Source organism: Maritalea sp., assembly GCF_051251695.1.
Classification (GTDB): domain Bacteria; phylum Pseudomonadota; class Alphaproteobacteria; order Rhizobiales; family Devosiaceae; genus Maritalea.
The window spans coordinates 1-14,325 of record NZ_JBPOEU010000042.1 but is presented as its reverse complement, the minus strand read 5'-3'; the positions used below and the strand labels follow the sequence as shown (position 1 = coordinate 14,325).

Sequence of the window (14,325 nt, the reverse complement as noted above, 5' to 3'; positions counted from 1 at the left end):
TTGGTATAAACCCCGCTCAACCACGAAGAGGCGAGTTGGCGGAGTGGTTACGCAGCGGATTGCAAATCCGTGTACATGAGTTCGATTCTCATACTCGCCTCCAATAAAACCACTACATATAGTGGTTTTAATCCAAAATACCCACAAAAACCACAAGTCAAACCCTGTACACAATCCGTACACAGTCCGCGTCCAGTTTTAGATCGATTTTTCAGCTAATTTGGCGTATTGTCTGTTGCAACAGACACTTATGGATTTTCTCCAATATGAGTTATGGCGTCAAAACGATAACTGTGCACAAAAAACTGAAGTTAGATAAACGCGCCAACAGTTCAAAATGGTATGCTCGGCTGACGCTCGATAACGGCAAGCGCATCGTACAAAGCACAGGCACTGAGGACTTCGATCAAGCCAAAGAACGCGCGCTTGAACTTTACTATGAAACTAACGCTCGTATCAAAAACAAGCTCCCTGCTCAAACCCGTAAGTTTAAACACGTAGCTGAACATACCGTTATGCGCATGCAAGCTCAATTGAAGAGTGGACAAGGCAAACTGGCGTTTAAAGACTATATCTCAGCGCTTCAGCGTTGGTTGATCCCATATTTTGGCAACACGGATATCGACAAGATCGACCTGCGCGCATTGGTGGAGTTTGATATATGGCGAACCCAGACGCATCGCAAAGTATTTACGCAAAGCGGCATAAACAACCACAACGCGGCCCTCAACAGAGTGCTGGATGAAGCAGAGTTGAATGGTTGGATAGTGAAATCCATGCGCCCTACCCTTTTGAATAAGGGTGTGAAAAGCGAAAGCCGTGGCAGCTTTACGGACGCAGAATACAAGAAAATCTACACTGCACTACGCAAGTGGCACGAAGAGACCGTTAATGAGAAGGCTGCAGCAACGCGTGAGGTCTTGCGCAACTATGTTTTGTTCCTCGCCAACATCCTCTGACGCAGGCAGCCCTTGCGCGCGCCACGCAACTTCAATCCAATACACCGCGCCTCAAAGGGTTCGAGGCGGTCACTGACGCAGCTCATTATGCGGGAAAGGGCGTGGTGCCGATCATTTACGGGCCATCCGGCGATGGGTTTCATGGCGATAACGAATGTGTCGAGATTGATAGCCTTGTTGAAACAACCAAAGTCATTGCGGCAACAGTTTTGGATATGTGCGGCGTCAAATCCTGACGCCGCGGGTGGCCTATGCTTGCTTGGGCGACACAAGCCCAAAAACCTCTGCCACGCTTTGCCCCGCGGCAAGGCCCGCAATCCATTCAGCTTCGAGCGTCACCTTAGCGTTGGCGTCATGGATGTAAGACAGAACACTCTCAGGCGACAGTGCGATCAAACCGTCATCGTCGCCCATAATTAAATCTCCAGGAGTCACGAGACGCCCACCAACTGTGACCGGTTGATTGACCACGCCCTGCGAGACACCTATGGGTCCACGCGGGGTTACAGATCTTGCAAAGACTGAAAAATCAGGCCATCCCGCAAGTTCGGCGACATCGCGTACAGCACCGTCACACACCAGACCAGACACACCACGCGCGCGCAGATGCCCACCCAGAATCTCGCCAATCATTGCCTCTTCTTTGTGACCTCTGGCAGAAATGACCAATACATCACCCGGCTGCACCAAATCCAATGCGTGCAGGACCGCGCCAAAGTCTGGCGGTTCGCATTCCACGGTGACTGCGCGGCCGAATAGCTTTGGCTGGGCGCCGGGGGGGCATAGGGGCCGGATCAGCGGATCGATCTGCTCGGCTGGAACCAAGTCAGCGGCAATCGCGACAGGAATATCTCGCCAAGGCGTGATTTGCGCATCCGTCAACGATGTTTGGGTCGGCATGTGAATGGTCACTGTCATATCAGGGGCCCTTTCGGTCTATGGTTTTCAACACCGTCGCGAGACGGCGGACACCCTCGGTCAAGGTATCAGGATCATTCAACGTAAAGTTCATCCGCATCGCCCCGCAGTGCACGCCGGTCGCATCGAATACACTACTGGGCGCGATACAGACACCTCCCACCATCGCGGGCTGTAGAAGTGCATCGGTGTCCATCGTTTGAGCACGCGCCTTGGCCCAGACGAACATGCCACCTTCCGGCACCTCCCATTCGAACCACTCTGACAGATGCTCTGCCATCGCAGCGCAAAGCGCGTCACGCCGTGCGCGATAGAGGTTGCATAACTGCGGTTGCAACCGTTCGATCAGACCCGCGTTCAATGCGCCGAGCACAATTCGTTGCGTAATTCCACTGGTCGAGATGTCAGATCCTTGCTTGGCCAGCGTAAGCGCCCCGATCATTTCAGGTGCTGCGATGATCCAGCCAACCCGCAGGCCCGGAGCCAGTTCTTTGGACACCGTTCCCATATAGATCACAGGTCCATCGTATACTTCGCTGTTGCCCATGCGTGCAGATAATTCCAGCATGCGGGGCGGCGGTGTGCCTTCAAAGCACAAACCGCCGTAGGGGTCATCTTCCACCAGCCAGACACCTGTGCGATGTGCGCCGTCTACAAGTTTTTGCCGGATTGCTTCACCTACAAGTTTCCCTGTGGGGTTTGAAAAGTTGGGCACAGTATAGGCGAATTTGGCGCCGCTAAGGGCAGCATCAGGATCAAAAGCTGCGCCGTGGATATCCATATTCCGAAACTGCGGACCACGTGGACGCCAAGCGTCCAGCGCCCCGAGGTAAGTTGGAAATTGCCCCGCTACCAAATCGCCTTGGTCCAGCAAAACTTTACCCAACAGATCAAGTCCCTGCATGCCGCTTGTCGTGACGAGGACGTTATCAGCCGTCAGCCGAACCCCAGACGTGCTGAACCGCTTTGCGAGCGCATCGCGCAGGTCAGCCAACCCCTCAATCGAGCCATACCCCAATGTATCAATTGGATTATCTTTGATAACCTGCCGCGCGATCTGGGCAATCTCGTCAGCTGGATAAATTTGCGGTGCCGGCAGTCCCCCCGCCAAATTGATCAACCCCGGAACCTTCCCTGCGGCGAGAAATGTCCGGGTGATTTCGTTTGTCTGCGACATCCAATCAGCGAAAGACGGGCGCGTCTTATCTTTCGTAGAGGGATCGAAAGTACCGTAAGCGGTCATGGATTTGGTCCAATCATTCAAAGTGGTTTTTAGCAGGTCACGTGTTCTTCGACTTTAGATCTGTTGGGGGTGGCCTACCGATAGAGACTGCCTTAGACATCAGATCAATTGCACCGCCCGGTGCAATCCGCAAAATGGCAATCATCGTCACAGCGATCACTATGAAACGCGCCTCTTCAAAGCCTCTGATCCCTGCCATTCCTTCCGAGACAAACGTCAAAACAAGAGCTGCAAAAATAGGGCCGATGATTGTACCTGTCCCTCCGATCAAAACCATCGACAGCGCAAGCGATAGGGTCGCAAAACCGAATACCTCGGGCGATGCCACGCGCAGGTAGACCGCGTAAAATCCGCCTGCAATACCCGTAAAGATCGCGCTAACGACCAAAACCAGAATGCGCTGCCGGGCGACTGAAATACCGCGCGCTGTGGCGTAATCTTCATTGTCGCGCACCGCTCTTAGCGATTTTCCAAAAGGTGAGCGCGCCACCAGTAGCAAAAACGTGGTCGAGATCGCAGTCAACCCAAGCGCAGTGTAATAGTAGCCCAATTTGAAATCGCGTGCGAAGTTATAGTCACCAATCCTTAAACTAGGGATACGCACCATGCCTTCTGCACCGCCGGTAATTTGCCCTTGGCTCAACACCAATTGCAGGGCCAGTTGGCTGAAGGCAAAGGTTACGAGCACAACGTAGATGCCTTTGAGCTTAGCCACGGGTGCCGCGATAATCACAGCCACCACCGCTGCAGAAAGGCCACCCGCAATCATTGCAAGCCACGGATTTACCTCGAACGTTTTGGCCAAAATTGCAGCGGTATAGACACCCACTCCGAAAAAGGTCGTATGACCAAAATTAAACAGTCCTGCGAAGCCGAGGCTCAGATCCCAATTAGATACGATAACTGCAAAAATAAGCGCAAGGATGGCAAGGTGGCGGGTATAGGAATCCTGAAATATCATTGGAAAGAACAGCGCCGCAATACCGACAAGAGCGATGGTGAAAAGCCTATTGCGTGTCATGTCATTTTCTCCCGAAAAGGCCATTGGGCCGTAAAATCAACACGGTGATCATCACCACAAAAAGAATGAATGGTGTCCAATAGAGGCCCAGCCAAAGAATGAGGAACGCTTCGAGAAAGCCGATGACATAGGCGGCCCCAGCTGTGGCACCCATACTTCCCAGCCCACCAAAAATAACGACGATCATTGCTTTGGTCAGCGGCTCCGCGCCGAGGCTGGGCGTAATGAAGCGGATCGAGCCGAGCAGCACACCTGTGAGGCCTGCCAAACCTGCGGAGAGTGCGAAGGCGATAGAAAAGGCTCTGTTGACGTTGATCCCGATGAGCGCAGCGGCATCCTGATTTTGCCCCACAGCCCGCAACGATCGCCCTGTCGCAGTCACTGTTGCAAACCGCCAGATCGCGAACAGAACCAGAGGGGCCAAAACAATGATGAACGCCTCCTGTCTGGAAATGATTGCCCCGCCAATTGATATATCGCCCTCAAAAAGTCTCGGGCTTTGTTTGAGCCGCGATCCCCAGATGATTTGGGCTCCTTTTTCGATGATGATCATCGCCGCCAGAGTGGTCATCACGGTCACCAACAACATGTTGCGGCTTCCATAAAACGGGCGCACCAAAAAATATTCGATGATAACGCCTGCAACCATTGCCGCCGCGATGCCCGAGAACGATCCGATCCAGACACCCAAACCCGCGCCTTCGCCAACGGTCCACGCTACAAAGGCACCGAGCATCATTAACGCTCCATGAGAAAAGTTAAAAACACCCAGCGTGGTCCAGACCAAGCTGAGGCCACTTGCCATCATCGCGTAAAGCGAGCCGAGCAATAGACCAGAGATCAATGTTGCGATTATTGTATCCATCATGCGTCTTCCGCCCCAAAATACATCTTTACGATTTCTGCATGATCTGGCGCGTTGTCTGCGGCGATTTCGCGCTCAACCGTTCCGTGATCAATCAGATATAACCTGTCCGTCAGGGTGAGCAGGAAATCCACATCTTGCTCCACGATAATCAGTGGAATGCCCCGTGCTGCGATTTTTGCCGTGGCATCGCACAGCTCTTGCTTAAGTTTTGGCGATAGGCCCAACGTCGGCTCGTCGAGGATCAAAAGACGTGGATTGCACATCAGCGCACAACCGATGGACAACATCTGTCGCTCTCCGCCTGACAGGGTCTTGGCGAGCTGCTTGCGCCGCTCTGCCAAACGGGGAAAGAGCTCGTAAACATACTCGAGAGTTTCAGTGGATGTCTTACGAGCGCGGGGCACAAAGGCGGATAAGGCAAGCGTTTCCGCGACCCCCATGTCACCGAAGAGAGTGTTGCCCTGTTGAGCGTGCACAAGCCCTTGCGCCACAATGTCGGACGGCCGCGTTTTTGTGATTTCTACACCGTCAAACCGGATTGTCCCTTGCGAAGACGGGAGCAGGCCAGAGATGCACCGCAACAACGTCGTTTTACCGTGGCCGTTTGGTCCGAAAAGCCCGATGGATTCGCCCTGATCCAGTCGGATCGAAACACCGCGCAGAACAGGGACTGTCCCGTATCCAGCATGTAAGTTTTCAACGTCTAGAAATGCTGACATCAACCACGTCCTCCAAGATAGGCATCAATGACCAAAGGATCGCGGACCACGGCATCGGGCTCGCCTTGCGTCAGCACCTGCCCCTGATTGAGAACCAACAAGCTTTGGCTGACCGAGAGCAAGAGGCTGAGCACATGTTCAATGAGAATAATGGTGACCCCTGATTTGTTCACATCCAGCAGCAGCGCGTCCAGGGCAGCAATCTCGGGCTTGGTCAGCCCAGAGGCCGGCTCATCCAGCAGCAGCATCTTGGGTTTGGAAACCAGTGCAGACCCGATCATCAGCTGCTTTTTTTCATAGACGGACAAATCACGCGTTGGCATATCCCAGCGCGATGGCTCAAACTTGACCAAATCAAGTGCAGCCTCGATCGCTGTGGCGCGTTCGGGCCGCTCTTTTTGTCCGGCATAACTCACACTCAGCAGCATTGTATCAAGCGGTGAGAGGTCTTGAAACTCGGCATCTTTCTGGAATGTTCGGCACAGCCCCGCACGCGCAATCTTGTGGGCGGGAAACGAGTCAATGCTTTGCCCGTCAAATTCGATGGATCCAGAGGTCGGCGTGAAGGGAATACTGGTAATTGCATTGAACAATGTGCTTTTTCCCGACCCGTTCGGTCCGGCAATGCCAAGAATTGATCCTTCAACAACGTCAAAGCTCACTTCGTGGACGGCCCGTAGGCCCCCGAAGTATTTGCACAATTTATCCACTTTAAGAATTGGTCTTGTCATATGCTCCATCCGCGGCGCTGCAGTATCACATCTGGCAGCGCGCTACCGTCTCTAGTCAAACTTATAAACGCGTTTAGCGTTGTCGTGAAAATACGCCGACTGTTCACTGGCAGACAAGTGCTGCGTGGCTCGCATGGCAAAATCCATGATGGTCGGATAATCCAGTTTCAGCGAAGATACCGGGTAATCGGTCCCGAATATGCATCTGTGAGCACCGAACACTGCAAGGCAGTCATGCACAATCGCGGCAAGACTTTCCTCTGACCAATCAGGGTCATAATGGCTGGCGTTTGACGTTTTGATCACGACGTTTTCGCAACTGGCCATCGTCGCCAAGGCGGCCCGCCAGCGTGCCATGCCTGCCGCGTCGCGATCAATCGGACTGGCGCAGTGGTTTATAACAATAGTCATGTCGGGAAAACTGTGCGCCAGATCCTGAACGATACCTGCCTGATAGGAATAGACCATCAACTCGAGGTTTAGGCCCAGCGCGTGGATCGTCGCCACATCACTACGCCAAGCTGGATCATAGCCCAGATAGGGATCGGGGGCGAAAGACAGATCAAGCGTCGGGTGATTGCTCAAAATTCCGCGAATGCCTGTCATGCGCGGGTTTTCTGCCTGCGCCTTGAGCAGGTCAGCGGCATCCTTGGTGCCCAAGGCCGCGTTGCCCACATAGCGTGTGGCAAGCCCTGATGATTTGTCCAATGTGTCGAGCCAAGCGGTCTCGCCTAGTGTATCGTTTGCGTCCCAAAGCGCTTCGATGTGTACACTTGCAACGATTGGCGTGTCACCAATTACATCAAGAAACTGCTCAACCATGAAATCATGTCTGATTTTTTCCAGCGATCCAAGCGCGTCGATGCCATCCGATGTATTGGTAAGCCAAGGATGCTTTCCCATCGACAGGTCCCAAAAGTGGTGGTGAGCATCGATAATTGGACCATCGTACATGATGTCTCTCTTCCGTTGGCAAATAGCATTTGGGAAAAGGCTAGCGGATTCGCACCTGCACAAAAACTATCATCATTACTAGTAGCCGCCATCGGCGGTCTTGCAGTTAGCTTGCAGTACAGATCAAAGGAAATCTTACAATGCCAACTGATGTTGAAAATGCAATTTCCATTCTAGGCGACCTGATCGCCTTCAACACCGTTTCGGACCGCAGCAACCTTGAGATCGTTGAGTACATTGAGAGTTACTTGAATGATCACGGTATTGCCTCATACCGCGTCGCCGATGCGAACCTGAAGAAGGCAGGCTTGTTTGCCACTATTGGTGATCCGTCCATCCCTGGATATGTGTTGAGCGGGCACACGGATGTGGTGCCGACCGACGGTCAGGACTGGACCAAAGAACCGTTCAATATGACCGAAGAAGACGGGCGGTTGTACGGGCGGGGGACCTCGGACATGAAGGGGTATCTGGCCTGCATGCTTGCCGCCGTGCCTGCCTTGGTCAAAGCTGAACCAGCGCTGCCCATCCATCTGGCCTTTTCACATGATGAGGAAATTGGGTGCCTCGGGGCACCGATCTTGATCGATGAAATGATCAAGCATATGGCCAAACCGATTGCCGCTTTTGTAGGTGAGCCGTCTCAGATGATGATCAAGGACTGTCACAAAGGCAGCTGCGGGATGACGACGACTATCACGGGGCTGGCTTGCCATTCCTCACGGCCCGATCTTGGAGCCAGTGCAATCGGTGCCGCTGCATCGGTAGTTGAGCACATTCATGCCATCGGTGCGGAACTTGCCAGCAATCCCCGCCCCGAGCTGAACGCCTACGAGGTTCCCTACTCCACCACGACCTGCGGTGTGATACACGGCGGCACGGCGCGCAACCTCATTGCAGGGGATTGTGTGATCCAATGGGACATTCGCGAAGCATGGCCCGGCGATAAGGCGATGATTCAAGAACGTGTGGAAACCTTCATACAAACCAAAGTGCTGCCAGACTTGCGAAGCGCATTTGCGAATGCAACCATCGATACTGAGGTCGCCTATGACGTTCCCAGCCTCAGTGCGAAAGAAGGCAGTGAGCTGGAAACACTGGTCAAACGGTTTGCGGCCCAAAACCAGACCTCATCTGCCAGTTTTGCGACCGAGGCTGGCATATTTGATAATGCAGGTATTCCCGCCGTGGTCTGCGGTCCTGGCCGGGATAGCGAAGCACATATCGAAGATGAATGGGTCGCAAAGGACCAAATCGCCGCCTGCATGGCGTTCATGGAGCGCCTGACTGACGCTGTTAAACCAAATACCTAAAACAAAAAAGGAAAGGGAGAATATTATGACAATGAAGAGAAGAAATTTTATTGCAGCCACCGTAGCTGGCCTGTCTCTGGCCGTTTCGGCCCATGGCGCATCTGCGCAAGAGGTCATCAAAATCGGTGTACTTGCACCGATCTCGGGTGGTGCCGCCGCTGACGGGCAAGAAATGGTCAATGGCGCAGAGCTCGCCATTAAGGAGATCAACGCACAAGGCGGCATCGGAGGTTATACCTTTGAGCTCGTCGTGGGTGACGTGGAAGACCGCAGCGCATCCTCCGTTGCGACATCGGTAGAGCGGTTACTGTCCAACAGAGATATGGGTGCCGTTCTCACGGGATACGCCTCGACCACAAATTTTGAGATCGAAACGATGGCCGAACAGGAAATGATCTATATGGTCGGCGCGCAGTCACCACAAACGGCAGCGATCATTTCTCCGAGCCCAGACGATTTTGGTACGATCTGGTCTCTCACGCCCTCTTTCGACGGCTACAACACTGGCGTTCTGCCAGTTATCGAAGGCCTCGCCGAAGCAGGTACGCTGGATCTTCCCAACAAAAAACTGGCCATCGTTTCCTCGGACAACCCCTACTCCAAAGGAATCGCAGACGGCATCGTCGAATCCTTTTCCGCGGCAGGTTGGGAAATCACGCAAAACGAGCTACTGCCATTTGGAGAGATCAACGACTGGCGCGGGTTCCTTGCAAAAGTACGCCAAGACCCGCCGGCTTTGCTGATCAACACTGACTATGTGTCATCAAACGCTGCGACCTTCATGTCACAGTTCAAGGAAAACCCCACAGACAGCCTTGTTTTCATCCAGTATGCGCCCTCGGTTCCAGAATTCCTCGAACTGACCAAAGAGAATTCCAACGGCGTTGTCTACAATCTGCTGGGCGGTATTCTCAACACACCAAAGAACCCGCGTGCTGCAGAAGTGATGGCCAAGTTCCAAGACGAATACGGTTTGGAGACAGGAACATACGGCGCTATGCTGTATGAGATGGTCTACATCTATGCGGATGCTTTGCAAGAAGTTGGTGATCCAGCAGACCGTGCTGCAATTGGCGAGGCTATCGGTGCCTCGACGCACCAGACAGCATTGGGTGTCGTTGCCTTTGACCCTGCGACGCACCTTGCGCTGCAAGATGATGCCCACGTCCCGCTGCAATTTTACCAAATTCAGGAAGGCGAGCGCGTTCTTTTCTCACCCGACCAGTATCTGACCGGCGCGTTTGTTGAGCCTGATTGGATGAAGTAAGCCAATTGCCTGACCTGCACACTCGGGTCAGGCTTTCCCATTAAACGACAAAATATCGAAGGCCAGGCGGCGCGTTTCAGATCAAACCAGATTTGGAAGCCATGATTGCAGCGTGAACCTTGTTCGATGCATTCAGCAATTTGATCGATTTTTGAAGATGAAATTCAACCGTAGCTTTGCTACGGTTTATGATTTTCGCGGTTTCCCAAGATGTCTTGCCTTCCAACGTCCACAACAGGCATTCCCTTTGTCGATCAGTCAGCACGATATGCGACAGCGGTACGTCAGGGGTGTTTTGCGCCAACACATACGTTGAAATGTAATTCGAAAGCGTGGAAAGCTTCTGAAACCGGTTTTTGATCGCTTCCTGTTCGAGATGAATCGGTCGCATTCTGCTCACCGAAAACAGGCAGGTTTTACTTTGCTTGGTATGGACTGGATAGGTGATGCCATATTTGACACCATGGTCACTTGCAGCTTCAAACAGCTCTTTTGTCTCGCGGTCGTACGCCTCCAGAAATTCCGCGTGGCCCCAAAAAAACGGTGTAAGAGATTTGACCGAACCTGAGAAAAGCGGGTCCAGTGCGGCATAGTTGTTGTCCGAATAACTTTGGCGCCATGCGGAATCGTAGTTATCTAACACAATTTCGTTTTCCACCCCACGCACGCAAGATCGCGAAGACGCGAAGGAAAAATTTGAAAAACCCAATATGGCGACAAGCTCACCTACCGTTGAGAAAAACTCAGCCTCCGGCATGAGCGGATTCATTGAGGCAGCGATGACCTCTCCATACAGAGACTCTTCCAATTTTTGATGTATTTTGCGCATTCAGACCAGCCCAATACTCCCGAGTTGAATAGACTGTAAGTAAAACAGGAGACCCCTGAGTGGTCTACTGTCATCACAGGTTTATCAGGCCGTCAGGGGGACCTTTGGCGCATTTATGGGCAGCGCTACACGCTAAGGTCGTTCAGAAAGCGCTGCAATATGGGATCAAACACGTCCGGTGCTTCCCAAAACGGCGCGTGCCCGATTCCAGGTAGGTCGTGTACCTTGCTATCCCACAGATTCTGGTAGTCCAGCGCGGCGATAAAATCGTTTTTTATGAACGCGTCCTCAGCACCGTTCACTATCGCTAGGGGTACTTTACTATTTATCGCCAGCTCTTGCTGATTGCGGCCTACCCCACAGGCGAGCTTCGCCATCATCAAAGACCTCGCGCGCCCGTCGCACCGCGCGACAACCTTCTGCAAAAACGGATCATAAGGGGCGCCCGGACCACAGGTGACGTGGGCGAAAGTATCAATATCCTCTTCGTTGAAGATCTGTTTGGATCCCAAAGAGTGCTCGATATCGCCTTCAAAGCCTTCGTTTATCGCGCCCTTTCCTTGGGTGATCGGTGGAGATCCGGAAATCATCATACCGCAAATCGCATCGGTTTGAGCACTCAAATCAAGGGCAATGTGACCGCCCAAGGACCAGCCAAGAACAGCATAGCGGTCGATCCCAAGCCCCTCCATTAGGTCGCGTGCGACGTCACCGTAGCCGGCCATATTGTAGGACCGATCTGGGTCCAGAGCATCATCCGACGCACCATGTCCGGGCAGATCAAAGGCAATGCAACGATGACTCTGCCCAATCTTTCCGTTCAGTTGATTCCGGAACACCTCGTGACTGGTCGAATTTCCGTGGATCAGTAAAAGAGGAAAACCGGCGCTTCCGGTGTCCTGATAGGCAATCTTGCCATGTGATGTTTGTACAAATTTCATGGTCGGCTCATCCAAATCATTGATACTTTGTTACCTGCAGACATTGTAACCATGCCTTCGAGGAATACTGGCGTCGTTGAATAGTCTCTACTCGCAACTTGTTTTTTTACTATAGTGCACAGCGTGATAGTTTGTTCAACTCAAACCCTAAATGTGCAATTATTATTGCGCATTTGCGCTTTATCGAGACTAAGTTAGCCGTTTGGACGACTCTTACCATAAGCGCCATTATCGGGGTTTACACCTTGATCGGGTAAATTCTGATAATCGGCATGCGAACCACCGACCCCACTCATCGTGGATAATGCCTTATTTTTCAAATGTACGGGTCAATCTGACGAGAAGATCCGCATCGTTTTGGACGGTCTGCGGGGCGAAGACAATGAGACCTTGTCCGCCATTGGTCCGAGGACAATGGTCGAATGCCGATTTATGCCGCCGTGAAGACATATCACAGGGTATCTATTACAAATGACCGAAGGACTTCATGGACTGTTGAGGTAAATGCTATTGGTTCCAAAAACCTGACGACGGACAAAGTTATAGATGGTTTTAGGATGGTTTGGGGTCCAGCCTGAACCCCGTCATGATATCGGGTTCCGCAGTGGTTTCCATCGAAGCCACACGTTCGAGAACAATGCGGTAAATGACCGTGTAACCGTTCTTGCAGTGCCGCCGCCCCGTCTCGATCAAGATACCCTGCCTTAGAAAGTCGGTGATGGTGCGTTTGCGGTAGGTCTCGCGGACTGCCGTTTCCACATAGTGACGATGATAACTGTGACTACAATCTGCACGGCTGAGAATACGGTCATAGCCGTCAGCAGGCCAAGCATATCGGCCAAAGCGCCACTGGCAATCACGGGAAGAGAAAATCCAAAATAAGCATAAACGAATAGTCCAGCCGTCGCCCGAGCGCGATCCTGTGGAGCGCGAAGGGAGACTTCAGAAAGCGATGCAAGGTAGCTGAAACCATAGCTAGCAGCGCTCGTGATGCATGTTCCGATAAGCACTAAGGCGAGGAGATGTAGCCAGACGCCAGCTAGGAGAACCAAAAATCCGAGTGGGATCAGCACAAAGCCCAAGGCGAGGGATTGGCTATTGGTCATACGACGGGCAATCGGCTGGCAGAGAAATCCTACGAAAATCGCGAGAAAGATCACCAGACCCGTCCAGCCGCCAAGACCGTTTGCTGCTAACTCCAGCGGCACCACCGCGATTGTCATGCCCGTGGTGGACCAAGCTAGGGCCATGGCCACTCCAAACACCCATGTCCCTTTCGGAAATACCGGCAGGCGTAAGACCGACACTTGTTTCGGACGATCTACGCGGGGCAAGACTAATGAAATGATTGCCAGGAGCGGTGCTGCGACAATCAATGCAATGTAACTGGCAGGAAGAAGCGTCGGTCCTTGCAAGCCAAGGCTGATACCAGTGGCCAACGCACCTCCACCAAAGCCGAGAGACGTGGCCGATGTGACAATGAGTGCTGCGCTGCGGGATCGATCTTCGCCAAGTATTTCGGTCATGTAAGCCGTTCCTGCCGTTGTCGCGAGGCCGGTTCCAACTCCAAGAAAGAGCCGCGCAATCACGAGGCTGCTCCAGCTTGGAACCTGCACCAAAAGCACAGTTGCGACCACTCCGAGCAGCAGAGCCATCGCAATTGGTATCCGGCGACCGATGCGATCAGACAACCCACCAAGCAGCATAAGGGTCGGCATAAGGCCAGCGGCATAGGCCGCAAATGCGACCGTCACAGCCGTCGCGCCAACATTACTTTCAGCCGCATAAACATCATACAGCGGTGCTTGCAGATTCACCGCGAATGTCACCGTGAATAGCCCGAGTGCAAGTAGCGAGGCGGAAACCTTTTTTGTCATTTAAACACCTTGGGAATTGGCTTGAGATCCAAATACCAAGAAGACGGAGATATAACAATTTTTAAATTGTCATAGATACAGTGAGACGATGCCCAAAGCCAGATACTTGACCCTCGCCGATACGATGGCCCGCTCGATCCAAACAGGCAAATTAGTGCCGGGAACCAAACTTCCCACGCAGCGCGCCTTTGCTGAGCAGTTTGACATCGCCCTCGCGACGGCCAAGGGATCACGGTGCGCAAAGGCCTGCGCGCATTGAAAAACTCGTTTGAGACAATCCTTGAGGAACGCAAAGATGAAATATCACCTCGGATGCGACGCATTTTGATTGGCCTTTATGGAGACTGGATGTGGATGGACGATCGGATCGATAAGGTCTCAAAAGAGATCGAGGACATCAGTCGTACGGAAGAGAATTGCGTCAATGTGATGACGGTTCCTGGGATCGGACCGATGATCTCGACGGCGATGGTGGCGGCGATTGGTGAAGGTCAAGCCTTCGATCGCGGTCGTGACTTTGCGGCGTGGGTAGGGTTGGTCCCTCGACAATACAGCACGGGTGGCCGAACAATATTAGGACGGATCACCAAATGTGGAAGCAGGTATTTGCGCATCGATACGCATGCACCGCAACAAGGTAGCTGTTGCGCTCGCCAACAAACTGGCGCGCATGGCATGGAGCATA

At 52.8% G+C, this 14,325-nt stretch carries 14 protein-coding genes, 1 tRNA gene and 1 pseudogene; 6 read left to right on the top strand and 10 right to left on the bottom strand.

Translation table 11 applies throughout. The annotated features are described in order from the left end of the window. Nucleotides 1-29 precede the first annotated feature (29 nt). From ACSHWX_RS16865 to ACSHWX_RS16855, 3 genes are all read left to right on the top strand, one after another. Nucleotides 30-103 (top strand) — tRNA-Cys (locus ACSHWX_RS16865). 163 nt (nucleotides 104-266) lie between these two features. Continuing rightward, nucleotides 267-959 (top strand): hypothetical protein, encoded by a 693-nt coding sequence (locus ACSHWX_RS16860; RefSeq protein WP_435669396.1) that lies wholly within the window; start codon nucleotides 267-269, stop codon nucleotides 957-959. Further along, the gene (locus ACSHWX_RS16855) at nucleotides 956-1,195 is read left to right on the top strand and encodes a M20/M25/M40 family metallo-hydrolase (RefSeq protein ID WP_435669399.1); all 240 of its coding nucleotides are present in this window, start codon (nucleotides 956-958) and stop codon (nucleotides 1,193-1,195) included. The genes ACSHWX_RS16860 and ACSHWX_RS16855 overlap by 4 nt, the downstream gene beginning before the upstream one ends. A 13-nt stretch (nucleotides 1,196-1,208) precedes the next feature. On the opposite strand, the gene ACSHWX_RS16850 is transcribed toward ACSHWX_RS16855, so the two are convergent. Genes ACSHWX_RS16850 through ACSHWX_RS16820 form a run of 7 tightly spaced genes read right to left on the bottom strand, consistent with a single transcriptional unit; the run spans nucleotide 1,209 to nucleotide 7,413 of the window. After that, on the bottom strand, nucleotides 1,209-1,877 hold the full coding sequence (locus tag ACSHWX_RS16850; RefSeq protein WP_342858620.1) for an RraA family protein: 669 nt from the start codon (nucleotides 1,875-1,877) through the stop codon (nucleotides 1,209-1,211). 1 nt (nucleotide 1,878) lies between these two features. After that, complete coding sequence (locus tag ACSHWX_RS16845) at nucleotides 1,879-3,120, bottom strand: PLP-dependent aminotransferase family protein (protein WP_435669395.1); 1,242 nt, start codon at nucleotides 3,118-3,120, stop codon at nucleotides 1,879-1,881. A gap of 37 nt (nucleotides 3,121-3,157) precedes the next feature. Continuing rightward, a complete protein-coding gene (locus ACSHWX_RS16840) occupies nucleotides 3,158-4,141 on the bottom strand; it encodes a branched-chain amino acid ABC transporter permease (protein ID WP_435669394.1) in 984 nt (327 codons plus the stop codon). Nucleotide 4,142: 1 nt separating this feature from the next. Beyond that, nucleotides 4,143-5,006: a branched-chain amino acid ABC transporter permease gene (locus ACSHWX_RS16835; RefSeq protein WP_435669398.1), complete on the bottom strand. Its 864-nt coding sequence runs from the start codon at nucleotides 5,004-5,006 to the stop codon at nucleotides 4,143-4,145. Next, nucleotides 5,006-5,728, bottom strand: coding sequence for an ABC transporter ATP-binding protein (locus ACSHWX_RS16830; protein ID WP_342858624.1), 723 nt, complete (start codon nucleotides 5,726-5,728; stop codon nucleotides 5,006-5,008). The genes ACSHWX_RS16835 and ACSHWX_RS16830 overlap by 1 nt, the downstream gene beginning before the upstream one ends. Further along, nucleotides 5,728-6,459: an ABC transporter ATP-binding protein gene (locus ACSHWX_RS16825; RefSeq protein ID WP_342858625.1), complete on the bottom strand. Its 732-nt coding sequence runs from the start codon at nucleotides 6,457-6,459 to the stop codon at nucleotides 5,728-5,730. Before ACSHWX_RS16825 ends, ACSHWX_RS16830 begins: the two co-directional genes overlap by 1 nt. Nucleotides 6,460-6,510: 51 nt before the next feature. Further along, a complete protein-coding gene (locus ACSHWX_RS16820; protein WP_435669393.1) occupies nucleotides 6,511-7,413 on the bottom strand; it encodes an amidohydrolase family protein in 903 nt (300 codons plus the stop codon). Between the two features lie 140 nt (nucleotides 7,414-7,553). Between ACSHWX_RS16820 and argE the strand changes: the two genes are divergently transcribed. Next, nucleotides 7,554-8,726 (top strand): acetylornithine deacetylase, encoded by a 1,173-nt coding sequence (argE, locus tag ACSHWX_RS16815; protein WP_342858627.1) that lies wholly within the window; start codon nucleotides 7,554-7,556, stop codon nucleotides 8,724-8,726. A 25-nt stretch (nucleotides 8,727-8,751) separates the two neighbouring features. Beyond that, nucleotides 8,752-9,993, top strand: a complete 1,242-nt coding sequence (locus ACSHWX_RS16810; protein ID WP_435669392.1) for an ABC transporter substrate-binding protein — start codon at nucleotides 8,752-8,754, stop codon at nucleotides 9,991-9,993. Nucleotides 9,994-10,069: 76 nt separating this feature from the next. On the opposite strand, the gene ACSHWX_RS16805 is transcribed toward ACSHWX_RS16810, so the two are convergent. From ACSHWX_RS16805 to ACSHWX_RS16795, 3 genes are all read right to left on the bottom strand, one after another. Further along, nucleotides 10,070-10,750 (bottom strand): LuxR family transcriptional regulator, encoded by a 681-nt coding sequence (locus ACSHWX_RS16805; RefSeq protein WP_435669397.1) that lies wholly within the window; start codon nucleotides 10,748-10,750, stop codon nucleotides 10,070-10,072. A 197-nt stretch (nucleotides 10,751-10,947) separates the two neighbouring features. Beyond that, nucleotides 10,948-11,763 carry an alpha/beta fold hydrolase gene (locus tag ACSHWX_RS16800; protein ID WP_435669391.1) on the bottom strand — a complete coding sequence of 272 codons (816 nt, stop codon included), beginning with the start codon at nucleotides 11,761-11,763 and terminating at the stop codon, nucleotides 10,948-10,950. Between the two features lie 704 nt (nucleotides 11,764-12,467). Next, nucleotides 12,468-13,640 carry an MFS transporter gene (locus ACSHWX_RS16795; RefSeq protein WP_435669390.1) on the bottom strand — a complete coding sequence of 391 codons (1,173 nt, stop codon included), beginning with the start codon at nucleotides 13,638-13,640 and terminating at the stop codon, nucleotides 12,468-12,470. A gap of 420 nt (nucleotides 13,641-14,060) precedes the next feature. Between ACSHWX_RS16795 and ACSHWX_RS16790 the strand changes: the two are divergent. Continuing rightward, a pseudogene (locus tag ACSHWX_RS16790) lies at nucleotides 14,061-14,325 on the top strand (transposase); the annotation flags it as partial.